Origin of the sequence: Streptacidiphilus sp. BW17 (assembly GCF_041262485.1) — a bacterium.
Lineage (GTDB): Bacteria > Actinomycetota > Actinomycetes > Streptomycetales > Streptomycetaceae > Streptacidiphilus.
In genome coordinates, this window is the sequence record NZ_JBGCCR010000053.1 from 1 (window position 1) to 20,579 (window position 20,579).

At 68.8% G+C, this 20,579-nt stretch carries 15 protein-coding genes and 1 pseudogene; 10 read left to right on the forward strand and 6 right to left on the reverse strand.

Going from position 1 to position 20,579, the window contains the following annotated elements:
• Positions 1–328: 328 nt before the first annotated feature.
• Positions 329–1,339, reverse strand: coding sequence for a dipeptidase (locus tag ABH940_RS35300; protein WP_370107143.1), 1,011 nt, complete (start codon positions 1,337–1,339; stop codon positions 329–331).
• A gap of 910 nt (positions 1,340–2,249) precedes the next feature.
• On the opposite strand from ABH940_RS35300, the gene ABH940_RS35305 reads away from it, so the two are divergent.
• Complete coding sequence (locus tag ABH940_RS35305) at positions 2,250–3,488, forward strand: MFS transporter (RefSeq protein ID WP_370107144.1); 1,239 nt, start codon at positions 2,250–2,252, stop codon at positions 3,486–3,488.
• Positions 3,489–3,509: 21 nt separating this feature from the next.
• On the opposite strand, the gene ABH940_RS35310 is transcribed toward ABH940_RS35305, so the two are convergent.
• Positions 3,510–4,202 carry a GntR family transcriptional regulator gene (locus ABH940_RS35310; protein ID WP_370062281.1) on the reverse strand — a complete coding sequence of 231 codons (693 nt, stop codon included), beginning with the start codon at positions 4,200–4,202 and terminating at the stop codon, positions 3,510–3,512.
• Positions 4,203–4,307: 105 nt separating this feature from the next.
• On the opposite strand from ABH940_RS35310, the gene ABH940_RS35315 reads away from it, so the two are divergent.
• The 8 genes and pseudogenes from ABH940_RS35315 (at position 4,308) to ABH940_RS35350 (ending at position 13,479) form a co-directional block, all read left to right on the forward strand.
• Entirely contained in the window at positions 4,308–5,228 is a 921-nt protein-coding gene (locus tag ABH940_RS35315) for an ornithine cyclodeaminase family protein (RefSeq protein ID WP_370062279.1), read from the forward strand.
• Positions 5,229–5,267: 39 nt separating this feature from the next.
• The gene (locus ABH940_RS35320; protein WP_370062277.1) at positions 5,268–6,551 is read left to right on the forward strand and encodes an NAD(P)/FAD-dependent oxidoreductase; all 1,284 of its coding nucleotides are present in this window, start codon (positions 5,268–5,270) and stop codon (positions 6,549–6,551) included.
• 259 nt (positions 6,552–6,810) lie between these two features.
• On the forward strand, positions 6,811–8,868 hold the full coding sequence (locus tag ABH940_RS35325) for a cation acetate symporter (protein ID WP_370107145.1): 2,058 nt from the start codon (positions 6,811–6,813) through the stop codon (positions 8,866–8,868).
• Positions 8,869–8,990: 122 nt separating this feature from the next.
• Complete coding sequence (locus tag ABH940_RS35330; protein WP_370062271.1) at positions 8,991–10,034, forward strand: DUF3533 domain-containing protein; 1,044 nt, start codon at positions 8,991–8,993, stop codon at positions 10,032–10,034.
• 150 nt (positions 10,035–10,184) lie between these two features.
• Positions 10,185–10,520, forward strand: a complete 336-nt coding sequence (locus ABH940_RS35335; RefSeq protein WP_370062269.1) for a hypothetical protein — start codon at positions 10,185–10,187, stop codon at positions 10,518–10,520.
• 129 nt (positions 10,521–10,649) lie between these two features.
• On the forward strand, positions 10,650–12,179 hold the full coding sequence (gene istA / locus ABH940_RS35340; RefSeq protein WP_370107148.1) for an IS21 family transposase: 1,530 nt from the start codon (positions 10,650–10,652) through the stop codon (positions 12,177–12,179).
• Positions 12,176–12,970 (forward strand): annotated as a pseudogene (istB, locus tag ABH940_RS35345) (IS21-like element helper ATPase IstB). Before istA ends, istB begins: the two are co-directional and overlap by 4 nt.
• Positions 12,971–13,104: 134 nt before the next feature.
• A complete protein-coding gene (locus ABH940_RS35350; protein ID WP_370107146.1) occupies positions 13,105–13,479 on the forward strand; it encodes a SpoIIE family protein phosphatase in 375 nt (124 codons plus the stop codon).
• A 150-nt stretch (positions 13,480–13,629) separates the two neighbouring features.
• Here ABH940_RS35350 and ABH940_RS35355 read toward each other — a convergent pair whose 3' ends face one another.
• The 4 genes from ABH940_RS35355 to nirB form a co-directional block, all read right to left on the reverse strand.
• Positions 13,630–14,334, reverse strand: a complete 705-nt coding sequence (locus ABH940_RS35355; RefSeq protein ID WP_370107147.1) for a sirohydrochlorin chelatase — start codon at positions 14,332–14,334, stop codon at positions 13,630–13,632.
• Positions 14,335–14,375: 41 nt separating this feature from the next.
• The gene (locus tag ABH940_RS35360; RefSeq protein WP_370062265.1) at positions 14,376–15,755 is read right to left on the reverse strand and encodes a nitrate/nitrite transporter; all 1,380 of its coding nucleotides are present in this window, start codon (positions 15,753–15,755) and stop codon (positions 14,376–14,378) included.
• A gap of 187 nt (positions 15,756–15,942) precedes the next feature.
• The gene (nirD, locus tag ABH940_RS35365; protein WP_370062263.1) at positions 15,943–16,371 is read right to left on the reverse strand and encodes a nitrite reductase small subunit NirD; all 429 of its coding nucleotides are present in this window, start codon (positions 16,369–16,371) and stop codon (positions 15,943–15,945) included.
• Entirely contained in the window at positions 16,368–18,959 is a 2,592-nt protein-coding gene (nirB, locus tag ABH940_RS35370; RefSeq protein ID WP_370062261.1) for a nitrite reductase large subunit NirB, read from the reverse strand. Before nirB ends, nirD begins: the two co-directional genes overlap by 4 nt.
• A 273-nt stretch (positions 18,960–19,232) precedes the next feature.
• Here nirB and ABH940_RS35375 point away from each other — a divergent pair, with 273 nt between their 5' ends.
• Positions 19,233–20,426, forward strand: a complete 1,194-nt coding sequence (locus ABH940_RS35375) for a uroporphyrinogen-III synthase (RefSeq protein WP_370062259.1) — start codon at positions 19,233–19,235, stop codon at positions 20,424–20,426.
• Positions 20,427–20,579 lie beyond the last annotated feature (153 nt).

Sequence of the window (20,579 nt, forward strand, 5' to 3'; positions counted from 1 at the left end):
CTGCTTCCGTTCGTTCCGTCCCGCGAACACACCAGCCATGCCAGCCATCTGAACCAGCATCAACCCGGACAGATCCTCGGAACGACTCCACCCTGGTGAGCTCGTCACGCCCTATGGCGGCTCGCGCCACCGCTGACCCTGTCCAGCCCGTCGCGCCGGCGATGCACAGACGTAGTGTCACAAATCCTCCAGGACCGGGACTCGGTGCTGTCGCCCGATAAGTCTTGTGACTCGCGTGGCCGTTGCCAGCAAGCCGACGCGGAGCGTCTGGTCGCGTCCTGGGGCCGGCGCGAGAAGTATCTGGAACGCCTGAACCAAGAGGATGTCTCTATTCACCCCAGACCTCCCGGAACACGCGCATCCAGTTGCCGCCGATGATCTTCTGTACTTCTTTGGTGTCGAAGCCGGCCCGCAGCAGGGCTTCGGTGAGGTTGGCGGCCTTGTCGGGGGTCTCGATGCCCTTGGGGTAGAGGTACGGCGGGGGCGGGTAGGAGGCGGGCGACCATTCACCGGACTCGAGGAACTTGTTGTAGAACACCTGGGCTTCTTCGTCGGTGGAGTAAGGGTGCTGGCCGTCGAAGTAGTCGAGCCCGAGACCGATGTGGTCCACGCCCACCAGATCGGCGATGTACTTGATGTGGTCGATGAGCTGCTCAAGGCTGGGCTGCTTGTCGCCGGAGACGAACGGCGGGTAGGCGTTGGCGCCAACGAGGCCGCCACTTTGGGCGATGGCCTTGATCTGGTCGTCGAGGATGTTGCGCGGCGAGGGGTGCACTGCCCTCACGCCTGCGTGAGAGAAGACTGCGGGGCGTTCGGAGGCTTCGATGGTCTCCATGGTGGTGCGGTAGCCGGTGTGGGAGCAGTCGACGACGATCCTGGCTTCGTTGAGGCGCTTGATGACGTCGAGCCCGAAGCGGCTCAGGCCGGCATCGGTGCGCTCCTCGCAGCCGTCGCCGATGCGGTTCTTGACGTTGTAGGTCAGTTGGATCATGCCGACGCCCATCGACTTGTAGGCGTCGATGTAGTCCAGGCGATTCTCGATGGGGTCACCGCCCTGGAAATGCAGGATGATCCCCATCTTGCCGGCGGCCTTCGCGGCGTCGATGTCGCCGGCGCTTCGGATAACGGTGAGTGCGTCGCCGGCCGAGCGGATGAGCTTTTGAGCCCGACCGATGTTCCGCAGCGTCCCCAGTGCCCCCTCGACGTTGTCGCTGACCGTCGCGGCGACGGCGGTGAAACCCCCAGCCATGTAGTCGAGTACGCCCTGTGCGTTGGCGATGAGCGGTGCACAGCCGTCGATCACGACGGACTGCCGGTGGAGGTCAGCTACGGAGGTCATATTTGGCTCCTTCGGGAGTTGTGATGGGTGATCCACGCCGCGGGCTTGTCGCGCTCTGCGTCAACGCCGATGGTCAGGGGGGTTGGTCACCCTGGATGTCGCGCGCCGAGGTCGGCGCCGACCGGCTGGTCTTGACGTCCTACCGCCACGGGCGCGGATCATGCGCGGCGCCTGGTCGCGAAGGCCTGTCGCAGTGATCCTTCGGCCACCGGCCGGCTCTGCGGCATCCGCTTCTCTTTCCTCATTTCGGAACCGGATCTCACGAGCCCAGCTCACTACGGCCTGGCACCTAATGTGTAAGGTATCACACCTCTCCGAAGGGTCCTATTGAAGTGCGGACGCCTCCGCCAGGCGGCACAAGGGCCGCTTGGTCGCGGCGGGGCACGGCGCATTCGGCATGACCCTCGCACCGGTGACGGGCGGGACGGTGGCCGACCGACTCGCCGCTTCGGCCGCGACAGACAGCAACAGTGACAAAGCAGGTGAGGGGGCCGAAGATGACGATGACCGAAAGACAGACGGCGTCGACAAGAATGCCGCTGAGCAGGATCCTTATCGCCTGGGGCGCAGGACCCACCCTCGAGCTTTACGACGTGACTCTCTTCGGCCTGGCCAGTGGCCAGGTGTTCAGCCAGTTTTTCTTCCCCGGCGGCGACAGGACCGTCGGAACAATGCTTGCGTTCATGACCTTCGGCGTGGGGTTCTTCGCCCGGCCGGTGGGCGGCATCGTCTTCGGCCACTTCGGCGACCGCCTGGGACGTCGACGGATGCTCCAGTACACCCTCCTCATCATGGGAGGCGCGACCGTGGCTCATCGGCGCCCTCCCGACCTACGGGCAGATCGGGGTGTCGGCGCCGGTCATGCTCGTGATCCTCCGATTCGTCCAGGGCCTGTCCCAGGGTGGGGAGAGTGGAGGCGGAGCCCTCACCCTGCTGGAACACGCCAGCCCCGGACGGCGCGGGGCCCTACACGGCCATCGGCGGAGCCACCGCACCCATGGGCGCTCTGCTGGCCACCGTGGTGTGGGCGGTGACCAAGTCACTGGGTGAAGACAACCTCGTCGACTGGGGTTGGCGCATACCGTTCGCGGTGAGTGTGCTCGTCGTCAGTACCGGCGTCTATGCGCGTCTTCGTCTCAGTGAGACGCCGGAGTTCGCCGACCTGACCGAGGAGCGGCGAACGGCCAGGGCACCGATTGTCGAGGTAGCGCGGCAGGACTGGCGGCGGACGGTGTGCATCATCGGCGTCAACTTCGGCTTCACCAGCTTCTGGTATCTGCTGATCACCTGGGCTCCCAGCTATCTCTCCGACACGTTGAAGGTCGCGGCCGGCGTGAGCCTGGTGGGCATGGTGGCCAGCTCGCTCGTCCAGACCGCTGTAGTCCTGGCCTTCGGCGCATTGTCCGACCGGTATGGCCGCAAGCCGATCATCGTGGCGGGAGCGCTGTTCACCGCGCTCCAGGCGGTTCCCTTCTTCCTCCTGCTGCAGACCCGTTCGCCGGGACTGGTCATCCTTGCGCTGGCCATGGCGGCGATTGGTCCGGGCGCGGTTCTCGGCCCGCTCCTCGCCTTCTTCTGCGAGCAGCACCCCGCACGGCGCCGCTACATCGGATTCTCGCTCGGATACCAGGTCGGCGCGGCTCTCACCGGCGGTCTCACCGCCGGTGATCGCGACGGCGCTGTTCGGCGGGTTCGGCAACTCGACCTGGTCGGTGAGCGCGTACATCGCAGCACGCTGATTCAGGCTGAATCAGAATCGGGCATGAAAGCCGCGAAACGCGACGGCAAGCTCGCGGGCTGGCGCATGAAGCAGGTCGAGCCAACCACTTCAGGTGGTTGGGAGGCTGCAGCCACCCCGCTGATCGCTCTTCGGCTAGTCCCTGGTGTGGCGGCGGCCGGCATCACGTCTCCGCTCTGTCGTCGCGCCGACTCCCGCAGGGGTCAGGGTTGGCCGTCCATCAGGTGGAGGTCCTGCCACATCTGCTGGATCCGGCCGGATGCGCGCAGGGCGTCGTCGGCGGCGGGCTCGCCCAGGACGGCTTGCAAGCGCGTCGGCATGCCCGAACAGTCGTACCGAAAGATCGCCGACGTCCACGAATCCGGCCTGGCCGCACTCGAACGCGCCCACTGTCACGGGCGACCCCTATGAGGGAGCAACCACCCGCCCGGTTCAGGCGTCGGCTTCAGGGCGACCGGCCCAGATTCCGCGGCTGTGGGCGAGGTGCTTGCGCATGAGTTCGGAGGCCAGCTCGTGGTCTCCCGACTCGATGGCGTCGACGATGTCGATGTGCTCCTCGCCGGACCGGGTCAGCTGTCCCTGATCCGCCAGTTTCTGCAGGCCTTGCATCCGGGCCTGGTCGCGCAACTGGCCGACCGTGGTCACCAGGCGACGATTGCCCAGCAGTTCGAGTAGGCCGAGGTGGAACTGCCGGTCCAGGTCGAGAAAGAGGGTGAGGTCGCCCTCGTGCGCGGCATCGGTGATCTCCTGCGCAAGCTGCCGGAACTGCGGCACCGGTGCTCCGCCCAGAACCTGGACCACCTCGGCCATGGCCGGCGCCTCGAGCATGGTGCGGAGCTGGAAGATCTCCTCAAGGTCGTGGTCGGTCAGTACCGGGACCCGGAACCCCCGGTTGCGGATGATCTCGACCATGCCCAGATTGGCGAGATCCATGATCGCTTCTCGGACCGGAGTTACCGAGACGCCGAGCTCCGCGGCCACATTGATGACGCTCGTCACCTGCCCCGGTGCGATCTGTCCCAGCACGATCTGAGTCCGCACTGCCTCCCGTGCCTGCTCCCGGAGGCTGATCGACTTGAGCTGCGGGGTGCGGGCAGTCGGTGCTGCCGGGCGAGGAGTGGTCACGCCTTATGCATAACACGAAATGCCCAAGTCGTCGAAAGGCCAACCCTGCTGTACTGTGTAAGGCGTAATACCTTACTAGTCGACGATGACGAAGGCGGGATGCCGATGAAGACCATCACTGTCGGTGAGCGTGAGATACGTGACGCCGTCACGATCAGGGAGGCGATCGATGCCGTTCGGGGGGGCTTCATCGACCTCGCTGACGGACAGTTCGAGATGCCGACCCGCACTTCACTGTGCGACGGGCAGTTCCTGGTCATGTCGGCACATCACAGGCCGACCGCCTCAGCCATGATCAAGACGCTGAGCGTGAACTTCACGCGCAAACCCGCCATCACGGGAACCGTCGTCTGGAGCGAGACCGGCCGCCTGGACCACCTGGTCGCCGATGCCGGAGCCGTGACCTGCCTGCGCACCGGTGCGGCGGTCGGCGTCGCCACCGATCTCCTTGCTGCTCCTGAGGCCGGACGTCTCACCCTGATCGGTGCAGGCGGGCAGGCCCTCGACCAGGTCCGCGCCGTCCACGCGGTCCGGCCCCTGCGTCAACTGACGGTCGTGGACAGCGACCCACAGCGCACCAGGTCCCTCATCCAGACGCTGGAACCGGAACTGGCCGGCGTGGAACTCTTCACCGCAACAGACGCGGAGTCGGCCGTCCGGACGGCTGAGATCGTGTGCTGCGCGACCAACGCGACCAGCCCGCTCTTCCCGGAGCCGGCGCTGCCCGCACTGGTGCACGTCAACGCCATCGGCGCGTACCGCCCCACCATGCGCGAACTGCCCGACGAACTGCTCGCCGACAGCACCGTCGTCGTCGACGACCTCGCTGCGATCCTCGAGGAGTCCGGCGAGATCATCCACGCCCTCGAAGCCGGCGCTCTCACCACGGACGCCCTCACGCCACTCGGCACCGCGTTGACGGCTCCGGCCGCGGACTACGGCAAGCGGACCGTGTTCAAGACCGTCGGTGTCGCCATGCAGGACTGGGCGATCGCCCACCTGCTGGCCAAGAAGTTCCTCCACTGACCCGGCGCAGCCCGGTCCGAACCACAAGAAGGCCAAGACATGACAGACAGTGCAGTGATCGTCGGTGGAGGCGTGATCGGGCTGGCCACCGCGTACAGGCTCGCACGTGACGGCCTGGCCGTCACCATCGTGGACGCAGCTCACGGCGAGACGGGAGCCTCCAGGCACAACGCCGGGTGGGTCGTCCCGATCATGTCGGCTCCCGTGCCCGCACCCGGCATGCTCGGAGCAGCACTGAAGTGGATGGGCCGAAAGGAGAGCCCGCTGCGCGCCCGACTCTCGCCACGTCCTGAACACGTGCGCTTTATGGTCGGCATGCTGCGGCACTCCAATGCCAAGGACTTCCACCAGGGCCTGGAATCCCTCACCACGCTCAACGAACGGACCATCGAACTGTTCGACGAGTACGAGAAGGACGGCGTTCGGTTCGAATACCACCGCACAGGCCAGCTCATGGTCTTCCACACCCGGAAAGCGATGCAGGGGTACCAAGCGGCAGCAGAGCCGGTGGAGCGGATCGGCCACACCGCCGTCCCCCTTTCCGGTGATGAGCTCAGGGATCTCGAACCTGCGCTGGGCAAGCATGTGCTGGCGGGACTGCAGTGCCCACAGGAGCGGCACGTCGACCCGGCAAGTCTGATCGACGGCCTGACAAGGCGCTGCGTGGAACTCGGCGTCCGGTTTCGCTATGACAGCCCGGTGACCGACATCCGCTTCCGCGGCCCGGTGGTGACGTCGGTGGTCGCCGGCGGTGAGGAAGTCACTGCTGACCTCTTCGTCCTCGCGGCAGGCGTGCACACCCGCCGGCTTGCACGGCTGGCCGGGTTCCCACTGCCCATCCAGCCCGGCAAGGGGTACGGATTCGACGAAACCGACAGCGCCGTGACGCTGCGGCACTCGGTGTACCTAGGCGAGGCGAAGGTGGCCGTCACCCCGTTGTCAGACCGGCTGCGGTTTGCCGGAACCATGGAGTTCGGCAGCTTCGACGCGACTATCGACACGCATCGCGTGCGAGGCATCGTCCGTTCGGCCCACGAGTACCTGCCGGCCTTCTCGCCGACGTCAGAGCCACAAGCTTGGACGGGACTGCGTCCGATGACGCCGGACGGGCTACCGGTCATCGGGGTGTTGCCCGGCAAGGACAACGTGCTTGTCGCCAGCGGACACTGCATGCTGGGCGTCACTCTGGCCCCGGTCACGGCGGAGGTCATCTCCGCACACATCAAGGGCGGTCAGCAGGTGTCACATATGGCCGCTGCGGCTCACCCGTTCGCCCCCGTGCGCTTCGCCGGTCGCCGAGCGCGGACTCCGGCACGCAACTGATGCGCGACTTTGGCGGGCTGCTGTGTGCGCACCCAGAGGGGTGCGCAGGGGAGCCTGCTGCGGCTTCCCGCCCGAAGGCATCAAGCCGCGCCGCAGTCGCGTGACCCGCGAAGGCGAATCGGGCTTCTCCACGCACTCCAAACGTTGATCGCTCGTCATGACCCGATGGCAGCACCGAATACGCCCTGATCCCCGCGCCTGGGCGCATGGACGTCGACCAGAGCTGCGCCAGTCGGGCTGATCCCAAGGATGACGCCGCATGTCTTCGCTGTTTCACCCTCGCCGGCTTCGCGCCGCGAGCCCATTCGAGCCCTCCTCGTCGATCCCGACGAGCCAACTCGGCGACTGGCACCGGACGACCGCGCCCTTGTCCCGGACCTTCGCGGTCACCAACAGCGTGCCCTTCGCCGCGATGCTACTGCTCGCCTGCACGGCCGGCGGCCTTCTCGGCATCGACGTCCTGGGTCAGTTGAGCCTGGGCATCCTGCTCGGGCTGGCCCAAGTCGTCCTGCTGCTGGTGACGGCCGGACGATTCGACCACAGGTCGACCCGGGCCCAGGACGCCAAGTGCGTGCCTCCGGAGCCCCCGATCGCTCGATCAGCTCTACGGGATCTGGGACAGCTACCTCTACGACCGCGAAAGCTCCCACACGCAGCAGCGCAGCGACATCAGGACGGAGAGACGATGAACGTCCCTGTCCCGAACACCGGTGTCCCCAGCGGGGTCCTCATCTCCTTCCTGATCGTCGTGGGCCTCTCAATCCTGCTGTGCGTGCTGTTCGGCTCAGACAGCGACCAGGTGGCCGACTTCTACACGGCCAACCGCACCCTGACACCTCTGCAGAACGGTCTGGCGCTGGCCGGCGACTACGTGTCCGCCACCACGATGCTGGGCATGACCGGGTTGGTCGCCCTGGCTGGCTACGACGGGTTCGCCCTCAGCGTCAGCATCGTTCTGAGCATGGGCGTCCTCATGCTGCTGGCCCAGGCGATGCGCAATGCGGGCCGGTACACCTTCGGCGACATCCTGGAACTCAGGGCAGCCGGACCCGCCCCGCGCATCGCGGCCGCTGTCGCGACGCTGGCGGCTTCGCTGCCCTTCCTGGTCGTCCAGCTCTCGGGTGCCGGCTCGACCACCGCACTGTTCCTCGGCCATACCGACGCGGGCACCCAGAAGTTGTGCACGGCACTGATCGGCGTGTTGATGGTCTGCTTCGCTGTGCTCGGGGGGATGAGGGGCATCGGCATCCTGCAGATCGTCAAGGTGCCTCTGGTCCTCGGCGTGATGCTCGTAGTCCTGCTCTCCGTGTTCAGCCACTTCCACTGGAGCCTCAACGCTCTGCTTCGGGCCGCCGGCGACGGCAACGGGCCGTCGCCGTACCCGTACCTGCGTCCGGGCCGCGAGTTCGGCAACTCGCTCAACGGTCGGCTGGACTTCGTGGGCGTACAGGTCACCGTGGCCCTCAGCGCCTTCATGCCGCACATGATCATGCGGGTGAGCTGCGCACCGAACGGCATTGCTGCCCGGCGCTCTGCCCGACGCGCGATCTCCATGGTCGGCGCGCTCATGCTCGGCGTGGTGCTCCTCGGCATGGCAGCAGCGGCGATGGTGGGCGGCCTCACGATTGCGGCGGTGAACCCCAACGGCCAGTCAGCTCTGCTCCTGCTGTCGCGCACGCTCAACGGCGGCATCGGGACCACCGCAGGCAACGCCCTGTTCACCGTCGTCGCCTCGACGGTGTTCGTTGCCGTGCTGGCGGCGGTGGCCGACGTCACCCTCGCAGCCGCCGCCGGCCTGGCACACGACCTCGCGGCCCACGCCTTCAAACGCGGCACGATGTCGGAGGCCAGGGAAGTGCGCGCGACCCAGTGGTCAGCGGTGGCGGTCGGTCTTCTTGGCATCGGGCTGGCCGTGACAGCGCTGGGCTACAACGTGAACTTCCTGACCGTCTTCGCGCTCGCGATGGCCGCGTCCACCATCTTCCCAGCGCTGGTCTACAGCCTGTTCTGGCCGCGCTACAACCGAGCCGGCCTCTTGTGGACTGTGTACGGCGGCCTGGCCTGCACCGTCGGACTGCAGTTGTTCTCCCCGACGATCTCCGGCTCCGCGTCCTCCCTGTTCCCGCAGGTCGACTTTCACTTCTTCCCGCTCCAGACCCCGGGGCTGATTTCCGTGCCGGTGGCCTTCCTTCTTGGTTGGGCCGCCAGCGTCCGAGGAAAAGGCACACCTACGGGCGTAGAACCTCCACGGGGACCCGATGCTGCGCTGCTCCTGGGCGCCCAGCAGAACCCGGGCGCCGACCGAGGGTCGGCTTGAGTTGCGGCCGGGCTGAGCCACGGAGATTCCGTGGGATCGGGCCATTCGAGCGACGTCACTCTTCGCCTGTCGAGGGCGATCCAGAAATAGGCAACACAACGAACGGAATGGAACTCAGTCAGATGACCGGCACGGAAACCCCACGCGGCTTCGCGGCCGAACTGCGGGACGCTGTGAGCGCACGTACGGTGATCCTCGTCTTCGCCACGCTGCTTCTTCAGCTCGGCTTCATCCTCAGCTTCGTGGGGGCGCTGCACCACCCCGTCCCCCACAAGGCCTCCATCGGGGTCGTCGCCCCAACCGCGGCACAAGGCAAGATCGTCCACCAGCTGAACGCGATTCCGGGTCAGCCGCTGGACGCCAAGGCCGTGACTTCCGAGGCTGAGGCGGTCCGCCAGATCAAGGACCAGACGCTCTACAGCGCGTTCATTCCCAACCCCGCCGGAACTCACGACCGGCTGCTGGTCGCCTCGGCGTCGAGCGCCTCTCTGGCCACCGCCCTAGAGAAGACGATGACTCAGGTGGACGCTACCCAGCACCGCACCATCACCGTCCAGGACGTGGTCCCCGTCTCCAGTCACGACCAGAACGGTCTGACCTCCTTCTACCTGGCCATCGGCTGGTGCGTGGGCGGCTACCTGGTCGCCTCCATTCTCGGCATCAGCGGTGGCGCACGGCCCGCCAACCCCCGACGGGCTACGATCCGCCTCGGCGCGCTGGCGCTCTACTCAATCGCCGCCGGCCTCGGTGGAGCGATCATCGTGGGCCCCGTTCTCGGCGCGCTTCCCGCGGGCATCCTCGCCCTGTGGGGCATCGGTTCACTCCTGGTCTTCGCGGTCGGTGCGTGCTCGATGGCTCTGCAGTGCTTCCTCGGGATCGCCGGCATCGGAGCAGCGGTCCTGATCTTCGTGATCCTGGGAAATCCGTCCTCCGGCGGGGTGTACGCACCCCCCATGATCCCGCCGTTCTGGCGAGCCATTGGCCCCTGGCTGCCCAACAGCGCCGGTACGAGCCTCAACCGGAGCTACGCGTACTTCGACGGTACCCACACCACCTTCCCATGGCTGGTCTTGGTGGCCTGGGCGATCGTGGGGCTGGCCTTGACCCTGCTCGGATCCGTGGTCCGCAAGCGCCCTGACACGCAGACGGAGACGCCGCTGGTGTAGTCCAGCCTGGGCCCCGTGGGCGGTGCGCGACAGCACACCGCCCACGGGGCCCCACGTCTCCGCGACTTGCCGGCGCTGACTGGCCGCAGTCCGCGCGCCGCGTGAGGCGATCCCCGGTGCCTGCGGTTCTTCCGCCGCGACAGTCGCCGGATGCAGATGTTCGTTCCAGGACACAAGACCGAAGCGGCCAGCCAACCCGGCGTGATCCCGGTCGCGCACTGCTGCCCGGTGGTCGGCCCGGATCTGGGAGAGGTCTGGGCCCAGCCGTATCCGTCCGCCTGCACCGAGGCAATGGCCTCACCGGCACCGGTGCTCGTGGAGAGCGTGTCCGAGGACCACGTCCTGCCGCTCGGGGAGCGCTCCGGCGTTCACGCACCCTTGCTGGTCCAGGAGCAGTTCCTCGGGCTGGCCACGTTCGTCCGCTCCAACCGCCCGAACGCACTCACTGCCGCAGACCTCGACCTCGCCATGGCGCTCGCGGAGTGACGGCGGTCTTCGTAAGCTCCCCGAGTGCGGCCATATACGGCGCATTCTGTGGCCACGGGATCCCCCGAGTACCGCCAGATATTTCTCCCCGCTCGCCGCTTGCAGTCCCGCTCGACGACGCTGGAGCGGGTGAAGAACGGCGAGGAGATCATGGAGATCCTGGAGGCATACGACCTCACGGGGAGTTACCGCGCCGCGGCCGAGCTGGCCGGCTGCGACCACCACACCGTTGCCCGACACGTGAAGATGCGGGCCGCCGGCCAGCAGCCGGATCGCCGCCGGCACCGGACCCGGCAGATCGACGACTACCTGCCGAAGATCGAGGAACTGGTGGTCCGCTCGCAGGGCAAGATCCGCGCGGACGTGGTCCACAAGAGGATCACCGCGATGGGCTTCACCGGCGGGGAACGGACCACCCGCCGCACCATCGCCGAGGCGAAAGCCCAGTTCAAGACCGGTCGGCGGAGGGTCTACAGGCCGTGGGTGACCGAGCCGGGGCTCTGGCTCCAATACGACTTCGGCGACGGCCCAGTCATCAAGGGCCGCAAGACCACGCTGTTCTGCGCATGGCTGGCCTGGTCCCGCTTCCGCGTCGTCATCCCGATCTGGGACACGACGCTCCCAACAGTGACCGCCTGTCTGGACACCACCTTCCGCAGGATCGGCGGCGTCCCGGCCTACGTGCTCACCGACAACGAGAAAACGGTCACCACCGACCACATCGCCGGGATCGCGGTCCGCAACCCGGACGTCGTCGAGGTCGCCCGCCACTACGGCACGACCATACGCACCTGCGTCCCGGCGGACCCGGAGACGAAGGGCGGCTCGGAATCCACGGTGAAGATCGCGAAGGCCGATCTCGTGCCGAAGGACGTCAACCTGCGCGACCACTACCAGACCTTCGGCGAGCTGGAGGCTGCCTGCCGCCAGTTCGGTGAGGAGGTCAACTCCCGCGTCCACAAGGCGACCCGGCGCAAGCCGATCGAGCGGCTGGCCGAGGAACAGCAACGGCTGCACCCGCTGCCGAAGAGCCCGTTCACCGCGGCGTTCGGCACCACCCGAAGGGTCGCCTGGGACTCGACGATCTCCGTCGAGGCGGTTCGCTACTCGGTCCCGCACCAGCTGATCGACACCCCGGTCTGGGCCCGCTTCCACGGCGACGAGCTGATCGTCACCGCTGTCGACGAACACGGACCCGCTCGCGAGGTCGCCCGCCACCAGCGCGGACAGCCCGGCTCCCCAGTCCTGGACGACGGCCACTACCCGCCCCGCGAGGACAAGACCGCGGACCGAACTCCGCGCGCCACCAGCGCGGACGAAGCCGCGTTCCTCGCCCTCGGGCCCGGCGCCGCGTCCTGGCTGGTCGAAGCCGCAGCAGCTGGCGTCCGCAGGATCAAGGCAAAGATGGCCGAGGCCGTCGCCCTGGCGAAGCTGCACTCCGCCCCGGACGTCGACCGGGCGCTTGGCACCGCCGCGGTCACCGGGCGGTTCGCCGACGCGGACCTGCTGTCCATCCTCGACTACCAGGCTGTCCACGAGCACACCGAGCCCCACCGCCGCAGCGAGGACCACTCCCTGCAGCCCGGCACTGGCGCCTGGTCCTCCTTCGGCCGCACCACCACCGACACCCCCGAGTTCGACGAAAGCGATCTGACCTGAGGGCCGCCCCGCTCCGCACCGTTCCCGGCACCAACGGCGACCCGCTCGCCGAGGCCATCGAATACACCAGGCGGCTCAAACTCCCGCACATCCGCCGGTCGTTGACCGACATCATCCCCACGGCGAAGGCCCAGCGCTGGGACCCGGCCGAGGTCGTCCGCGTCCTGCTCGCGGAGGAAGCCGCCGGCCGGGACCGCGCGAACCTGCACACCCGCCGCAAGCGGGCCGGGTTCCCGACCGGGAAGACCTTCGGCGACTGGGATGAGGGCAAGTCCTCGATCCCCAGGGCAACCCAGGACGCCCTGACGACGCTGGAGTGGGTCGGCCGCCGGGAGTCGTTTTGCATCTGCGGCCCGTCGGGGACGGGCAAGAGCCACTTCACCGAGGCCCTCGGTCAGACCGCGGTCGAGGCAGGCCTGGCCGTCTCCTGGTTCACGATCCAGGACCTCGGGTCGCTGGTCCGCCGGCACCGCGCGGACGACTCCATCGCAAGGGCGCTGTCCCGGATCATCCGATCCGATTTGATCATCGTTGATGACATCGGCCTATTGCCGGTTTCCGAGGACGCCGCCGAGGGCTTCTACCGGCTGGTCGATGCCGCCTACGAGTGACGCTCGATCGCGGTTTCGAGCAACCTGCACCCCTCAGGATTCGACGAAATCATGCCGAAGACCCTGGCCACGGCCACCGTCGACCGGCTCCTCCATCACGCCCACGTCGTCGTCACTCAGGGTGATTCGTTCCGGCTGACCGAGGCCATGACCGGGAAGGGAGTGAAGCCTTTCAGCTGATCCACACCGACCGAGAGTGGGGAGATTATCTGGCCGCAGGCGGGGCGATCATGCCGTCCACCTGCGGGGATATCGATTGGCCGCCACCGGGGCGGACTACAAGGCCGTTGACAGCGGAGCGGACAGTGCTCGGCATGGACAAGGCGCTGGCCTACATAAGCGATTGCGACATGGCGACATCGCGACAAGCCTGCAGCGCCACCTGCTGCCTCGCATTCCGCCCCGGCTCTCCGCCATCGACTGCGCGCACGTCCAAGACCACGGCGCCGAAGCGGCCGAGTGGTTCGACGCCGCCCCCTGTCGGAACCCGGGTGGCGCAGCTGATGGGTGCGGTTGCGGGTCGCGACATCGAGACGGTGGCAGCGATGGGGCAACTGCGCACCGTGGTGCGGACCCTGGCCACTCAAGATCTCGCACCGGACGAACTGCTCACCCGATCGGTTGGCGCGCGCGTGGCCCCGAGCAGCGGTCTGCTGGCAGAGCCGCGGGGAATGGGCCAGCACATGTGACGAGTCGCTGGATCCTCCAGCGAGTGAGGGGTGCCTAGGATCACTGGTGGGCGCGCGTTGGTCCTAGCGCTGGCGGGCGTCGGGCGGATCCTGGGGGGTCAACGCCCATCGTGGCGGAAGCGTACGTGGTGCCGTTGACCTGCATGCTCGTCACGGACCGGTCAGGCAGGTTCTGGTGGCCGCCTCCACCCGCTGGGCGAGCGCTTCGACCAGGGTCGGGTGGGTTCCGAGCGGACGTGCGGCGGAGTCCGCGCCGCAGTCGTTGATCCGGTCAGCGAAAAGGCCTGGAGCCAATAGCCAGGTGGCGACCGATACCCGCCGTGCTCCCCGGGAGCGGGCGTCCGCGACCGCCTCGGCGACGGTGGGCCGCGCGGACGCAGCCCAGCCTACGGACACTGCTGTGCCGAGGCGGCGGCCCAGGGTCTGGGCCAGTGCGGCGACCTCCGCTCGGGCGGCTGGGTCGCGGGAGCCGGCCGCCCCCAGGACGACAGAGTCGCCGGGCCCCGCACCGGCCTCGGCGAGCCGGTCCGTCAACGCGGTAAGGAGAGTCGAAGCCGGGCCGGGCGGCGGGGTGACCACCGTGTCGCTGCGGCCGGAGCCCAGGATCTGGGCCGGGATGTCGGTGTGGACGTGATGGCCGCTGGACAGGAAGGCCGGCACCAGGACCGGGGTACGGTCGGCCGGTGTGCCCCTGAGCACGTCGGCGATGGTGGGGCCGTGGACGTCCGCGTAGGCGGGGTGCACCGGCAATCCGAGCTGGTCGGCGAGAGCGAAGGCCAGGTCCTGCGTCACCGCGGTCCCTGCTGGGTTGCGGGTTCCGTGAACAGCCAGGACCACGGCGATCGGCGACGGCATGAGGCAGGTCCTCCCATGGGGGGTGGGGTGGGCGTCGGCGGTCACTTCTCCGCGGCCGGGCCGCGCCTGCGCAGGTAGACGCCCCAGGTCAGGGAGAGACACAGGCCGTAGTAGCCGAGGAAGGCCAGGTAGGCGGCGTTGCCGTTGTGGGCGTTGAGGAAGGACTGGCGGATGGCGAGGTTGACCAGGACGCCCCCGAAGGCGCCGATCGCGCCGGCGACGCCGATCAGTGAGGTGGCCTGGCGCTGGGAGGCCTGCTCGGCCTCGGCCTGGCCTACCCCAGCCGGCACCGCGGCGCGGGCTTTGGCTTGGAAGATGGCTGGGATCATCTTGTAGGTGGAGCCGTTGCCGATGCCGCTGAGCACGAACAGGGCGATGAATCCGACCAGGAACAACGGCAGCGAGCGTTGCCCGGAGGCGATCAGGACCGTGCCCGCGCCCAGGGCCATCGCGGCGAAGTTCCAGCAGGTCACCCGGGGCCCGCCCCAGCGGTCGGCCATCCTGCCGCCGATCGGGCGTACCAGTGAGCCGAGCAGCGGGCCGAGGAAGGTCAGGTAGGCCGCCTTGAGGGGGGTGTCGAACTGGGTATGGAACTGGACTTGGAGGACCTGGCCGAAGGCGAAGCCGAAGCCGATGAAGGAGCCGAAGGTACCGATGTACAGCGCGGACATCACCCAGGTGTGCGGTTCACGGCAGATGTCGCGCAGAGCGTGCCGCCGGTCTCCGGGGGCGTCGAGGTTGTCCATCCGCAGGGCGGCGCCGAGCGCCACCAGGACGATCAGCGGCACGTAGACCAGGGGCAGCAGTCGCGGGTGGGCGGCACCGGCGGTGGCCAGGATCAGCAGGCCGACGAGTTGCACGGCTGCGACGCCGATGTTGCCGCCGCCCGCGTTGATCCCCAGTGCCCAGCCCTTGAGGCGTTGTGGGTAGAAGGCGTTGATGTTCGCCATGGAGGAGGCGAAGTTGCCGCCGCCGACTCCGGCCACGGCGGCCAGCGCCAGCAGGGCAGTGTAGGAGACGCCGGGCCTTAGCAGGGTGCCGGCCAGCACGGTGGGGATCAGCAGCAGCAACGCGCTGGCGATGGTCCAGTTGCGTCCGCCGAAGCGGGCCACAGCGGTGGTGTAGGGCAGCCGCAGCAGCGATCCGGCGGCTGTGGGGACGGCGGTGAGGACGAACTTCCCAGCTGTGTCGATGTGGTACTGGGGTCCCAGGAAGAGCACCAGGACCGACCACAGGCTCCAGACGGAGAATCCGATGTGTTCGGACAGTACGGAGAAGATCAGATTGCGCCGGGCCACCGCAGCGCCGGTGTGCTCCCAGAACTGCGGTTCCTCGGGGTGCCATTCGGCGACCCTGCGGGACCGGGTCCGGGGCGGGGCCTTTGTAGTGGCGGTGTGCGGGTCATGGACTGTCGCGCTCATGGTTGCCTGCCTTCGGCGGAGGGTTGCTGCGGCGGCTGCTGACTGGTTCCCGACGCTAGGGAGCAGAGGTTTCGCGGCCTGCTTCGCGCGGGCACCGCAGCGCTACGGCTCACGCACACCGGCCGCCGGCCCGTGTGAGAGCGGCGGCCGGATGCTGTCGGGAGCTGGGCTGAGGTGGCGTCAGGGTTCAGGGTTGCAGTCGGATCGGCCAGGTCCGCAGGTGGCTGCTGTTGCCGTCCGGTGCGGTTTCCTCGTCCAGGCAGGTGCCGTCGCGCAGGTCGAACGCCTGCTTGTACATCGGGGAGATCAGGACCGGCACCGGGCCGCGGGTGCCGAGCAGGCCGCGGGCCAGGACGTAGGCGCCGCTGAAGGGGTCGCGGTTGTCCAGGGCGTAGAGCTGTCCTGCGCGGTCGCGGAAGGCGGCCACCTGTTGTCCGTCGACCAGCAGGGCTGTGCCGCGTCCGGGCGTCAGATCGGCCAGAGCGCACACCCGGGTCCAGTTCCTGCCGTCGTGGATCTCGACCTGGGATGTCAGCGACTGCTGGTGGGAGGGACGCTGGGTGGACTGGTCGACGGGCTGCTGAACGGTGGGCTGTTCGGTGAGTGTCAACGTCATCGGGTACGTACCTCCAGGGAAGGGCCGGCGATCAGGGGCACGGACGCCACCGGCAGGGTGTGGCCGTCCTCGTCGGGGCGAGCGGGGCGGATCTGGTCGCGCTCAGGGACGAAGCGCACGGTGGGGTCGGGGGTGCCGGGGGCGTTGGTGAAGGAGACGAAGCGGCGCAGGCGCTCCGGGTCGGCCAGGGTGGCTGCCCATTCGTCCTGGTAGGTGGCGACGTGGCGGGCCATCAGGTCGTCGAGGTCGGCGCAGATGCCGAGTGAGTCGTCGAGCAGGACGGCGCGCAGGTGGTCCAGGCCGCCTTCGAGGCGGTCCAGCCAGGGGGCGGTGCGCTCCAGGCGGTCGGCAGTGCGGATGTAGAACATCAGGTACCGGTCGATGGTGCGGATCAGGGTGTCGTGGTCCAGGTCCTTGGCGAACAGGTCGGCGTGGCGCGGGGTCATTCCGCCGTTTCCGCCGAGGTAGAGGTTCCAGCCCTCGGCGGTGGCGATGACCCCGAAGTCCTTGCTCTGTGCTTCCGCGCATTCCCGTGCGCAGCCGGAGACCGCTGACTTGATCTTGTGTGGGGCGCGCAGACCCCGGTAGCGCAGTTCGAGTTCGATGGCGAGTGCGACGGAGTCCTGCACTCCGTAGCGGCACCAGGTCTGGCCGACGCAGGATTTGACCGTGCGTAGAGCCTTTCCGTAGGCGTGTCCGGACTCGAAGCCCGCGTCCACCAGGCGCCGCCAGATCAGGGGGAGCTGGTCGACCCGGGCCCCGAAGAGGTCGATCCGCTGGCCGCCGGTGATCTTGGTGTAGAGGCCGAAGTCGCGGGCGATCTCACCGATGGTGATCAGGCCGTCCGGGGTGATCTCGCCGCCCGGGATGCGCGGCACGACCGAGTAGGAGCCGTTGCGCTGCAGGTTGGCGAGGTGGTGGTCGTTGGTGTCCTGGAGCGTGGCCTGTTCGCCGTCCAGGATGTGGCCCTGGTCCAGGCTGGCCAGGATGGAGGCGGCCGCGGGCTTGCAGATCTCGCAGCCCTCACCGGTGCCGTGCTCCTCCAGCAGCCGCGTGAAGCTGTTGATGCCCTTGACCCGGACGATCTCGTAGAGCTCGGCGCGGGTGTGGGCGAAGTGCTCGCACAGGCCGTGGGCGACCTCGGCCCCGGAGGCCTCCAGCTCTTCCTTGAGGATGCCTTCGACCAGCTTGATGCAGCTGCCGCAGCCGGTACCGGCCTTGGTGCACTTCTTGACCTGCAGCAGGGTGTCGCAGCCGCCGTCGCGGACGGCGGCGGCGATAGTGCCTTTGTCTACGTTGTGGCAGGAGCAGACCACGGCGTCGTCGGGCAGGGTGAGCGGCCCGACGGGCGCGCCGAGCGCTGCCGGCAGGACGAGTTGCTCGGGCGGGGCAGGCAGCGGCGCTCCGCTGATGGCCAGTGGCCGCAGGGTGGCGTAGGACTCGGTGTCACCGACCAGGACCCCGCCGAGCAGTCGGCCCTGCGGGTCGATCACCAGCTTGCGGTAGACCCCCGTGCGGCTGCTGCTGTAGACCACGTCCACCGCGCCCTCGGCGGCGCCGTGGGCGTCGCCGAAGCTGGCCACCTCCACGCCCAACAGCTTGAGCTTGGTGGAGGTGTCGGCGCCGGTGAAACTGCCGGGGGCGCCGGCCAAGTGGCGGGCGGCGGCCTCGGCCATCGCGTAGCCGGGGGCGACCAGGCCGTAGACCCGGCCGTCCGCGGCCAGCGCGCACTCACCGATCGCCCAGATCCGCGGGTCGGCGGTGCGGCACTGCTCATCGACGACGATGCCGCCGCGTTCGCCGACCGGCAGGCCGCAGTCACGGGCGAGCTGGTCGCGGGGGCGCACCCCGGCGGAGAAGACCACCAGGTCGACGTCCAAGACGGTACCGTCGGAGAGCGTCATGGTGCGGACATGGCCGTCCGCGTCGGTGTCGACTCGCTGCGTCGCGGCTCCAGTGTGAACAGTGACGTCCAGTTGCTCGATTTTGCGGCGCAGCACCTCGCCGCCGCCGTGGTCGATCTGCAGGGCCATCAGCCGCGGGGCAAACTCCACCACATGGGTCCGCAGGCCCAGCGTCCGCAGCGCGCCCGCCGCCTCCAGCCCGAGCAGCCCGCCGCCGACCACGACGCCGACACCGGCGTCGGTGGCGTGGTCGCGGATGGCCTCCAGGTCCTCGATGGTGCGGTACACGTGGCAGCCCGGTGCGTCGTGCCCGGGGATGGGCGGGACGAACGGATAGGAGCCGGTGGCCAGGACCAGGGCGTCATAGGGGAAGGTGCGGCCGGAGCGGGCGGTGACGGTGCGGGCGGCGCGGTCGACGGTGACCGCCGGGTCCCCCAGGCACAGCTCGATGCTGTGCCCAGCGCGGCGGAGCTGGTCCAGGAACTCGGGCGGGCACAGCGTGAGTTGTTCGGCGCTGGTGCCGGAGAACCAGGAGGTCAGGTGCACCCGGTCGTAGGCGGGGCGTGGCTCCTCGGCCAGCACGGTGATCCGCCACGCGGTGGCCGGACTGTGCTCGGCCAGCGATTCCAGGAAGCCTTGGCCGACCATGCCGTGTCCCACCAGGACCAGATGCTGAGGTGTCACGGACGGGCTCCTTCGATGGTCGGCAGGGACCGGGGTTCAGGCGCAGCCGGGCGGGTCCTGGGCGGGGCGGGAGTACGAGCCATGCCCTGAGCGTCGAGGGGGCGGGTTTCCGGTCCGGGTCGCCCGTGTTGCCACCGCGGTACGGGTGTCTCACTCGATGTCCCGCTGAGGGTGACCCGGACGACATCTCCCGTACTCCTGGCGGCGGTGCGCTAACGACGCCGTGACCACCACGCAATCGGGGTGAAACGCCGCTGCCGGAGCCTTCAGCTCATGGCAACTGGTCACATGCCCGACACCGGCCCGCCCGCGCGCCCCGGCTCGGCGGCTCCGCCGGAGGGGTCGCTCACGGGTCCGCTGACAGGGTTCACGGTCGGGGTGACCGCCGCGCGCCGCCGCGACGAGCTCTCCGCGCTGCTCAAACGCCGCGGCGCGCGGGTGGTGGAGGCGCCGACGGTGCGGATCGTGCCGCTCGACGACGACAGCGCGCTACGCCGCGCCACCGAGCGCTGCCTGGTGGCCCCGCTGGACTACGTCGTGGCCACCACCGGGGTGGGCTGGCGCGGCTGGATGAGCGCCGCCGACGGCTGGGGCCTGGGACGACGTCTGGCCGAGGCCTGCCGGGACGCTGTGGTGCTCAGCCGCGGACCCAAGGCGACCGGCGCGGTGCGGGCCAGCGGCCTGGGCGAGACCTTCTCACCGCAAAGCGAGGCCAACGAAGAACTGCTCACCTGGCTGCTCGCCCGCAATCTGCACGAACGGCGGATCGCCGTGCAGGAGCACGGCGCACCGCTGGACGGGTTCGCCGCCGCGCTGCGCGAACGCGGCGCGGAAGTGATCGTGGTGCCGGTCTACCGCTGGGGACCGCCCGAGGACCCGGCCGCGGTGCGGCGTCTGGTCGAGCAGACCGTGCGCCGGGAGGTCCAGGCCATCGCCTTCACCAGCGCCCCGGCCATCACCGGGTTCCTCGACGCCGCCCGGACGCTGGACCTGCACGCCGAGGTGGTGACCGCGCTGCGGGTGGGCGCGACGGGCGGCGGCGTGCTGCCGGTCTGTGTCGGGCCGGTCTGTGCCAGGCCGCTGGAGGAACACGGCATCGCGTCCACCTGCCCCGACCGCGGCAGGCTCGGCTCACTGGTGCGCACCATCGTCGAGACGCTGCCGACCGGAAATCGCGAACTGCGTTTGGGGGAGAGCCGGTTGGTGCTCCAGGGCAATGCTCTCCTGGTCGCCGGGGAGTACCTGTGGCTGTCCCCGACCCAGAGCGCGCTTCTGCGGGCCCTGTCCGACCGGCCCGGACATGTGCTCAGCCGGGCCGAACTGCTGCAACGGGTATGGGTGGGCAGCAGTGCTGACGAACACGCGGTCGAGGCCGCGGTCGCCCGACTGCGGACAGTCCTGGGTCCGCACGCCGGACTGGTCCGCACCGTCCTCAAACGCGGCTACCGGCTGGGCGACACCCCCTGACCTGGCTCGGCCGACGCGCTGCGGGGACGGCCGTTGGGCGGATCACGCGCCGACGGCGGACTGGTGAGCCGGACGTAACGACCGGCGTCAGGCTCGCGTGACCCGGGCGCAATGGACGGTTCCTAGGGTGCGGTGCGAAGCACTGACCCACGT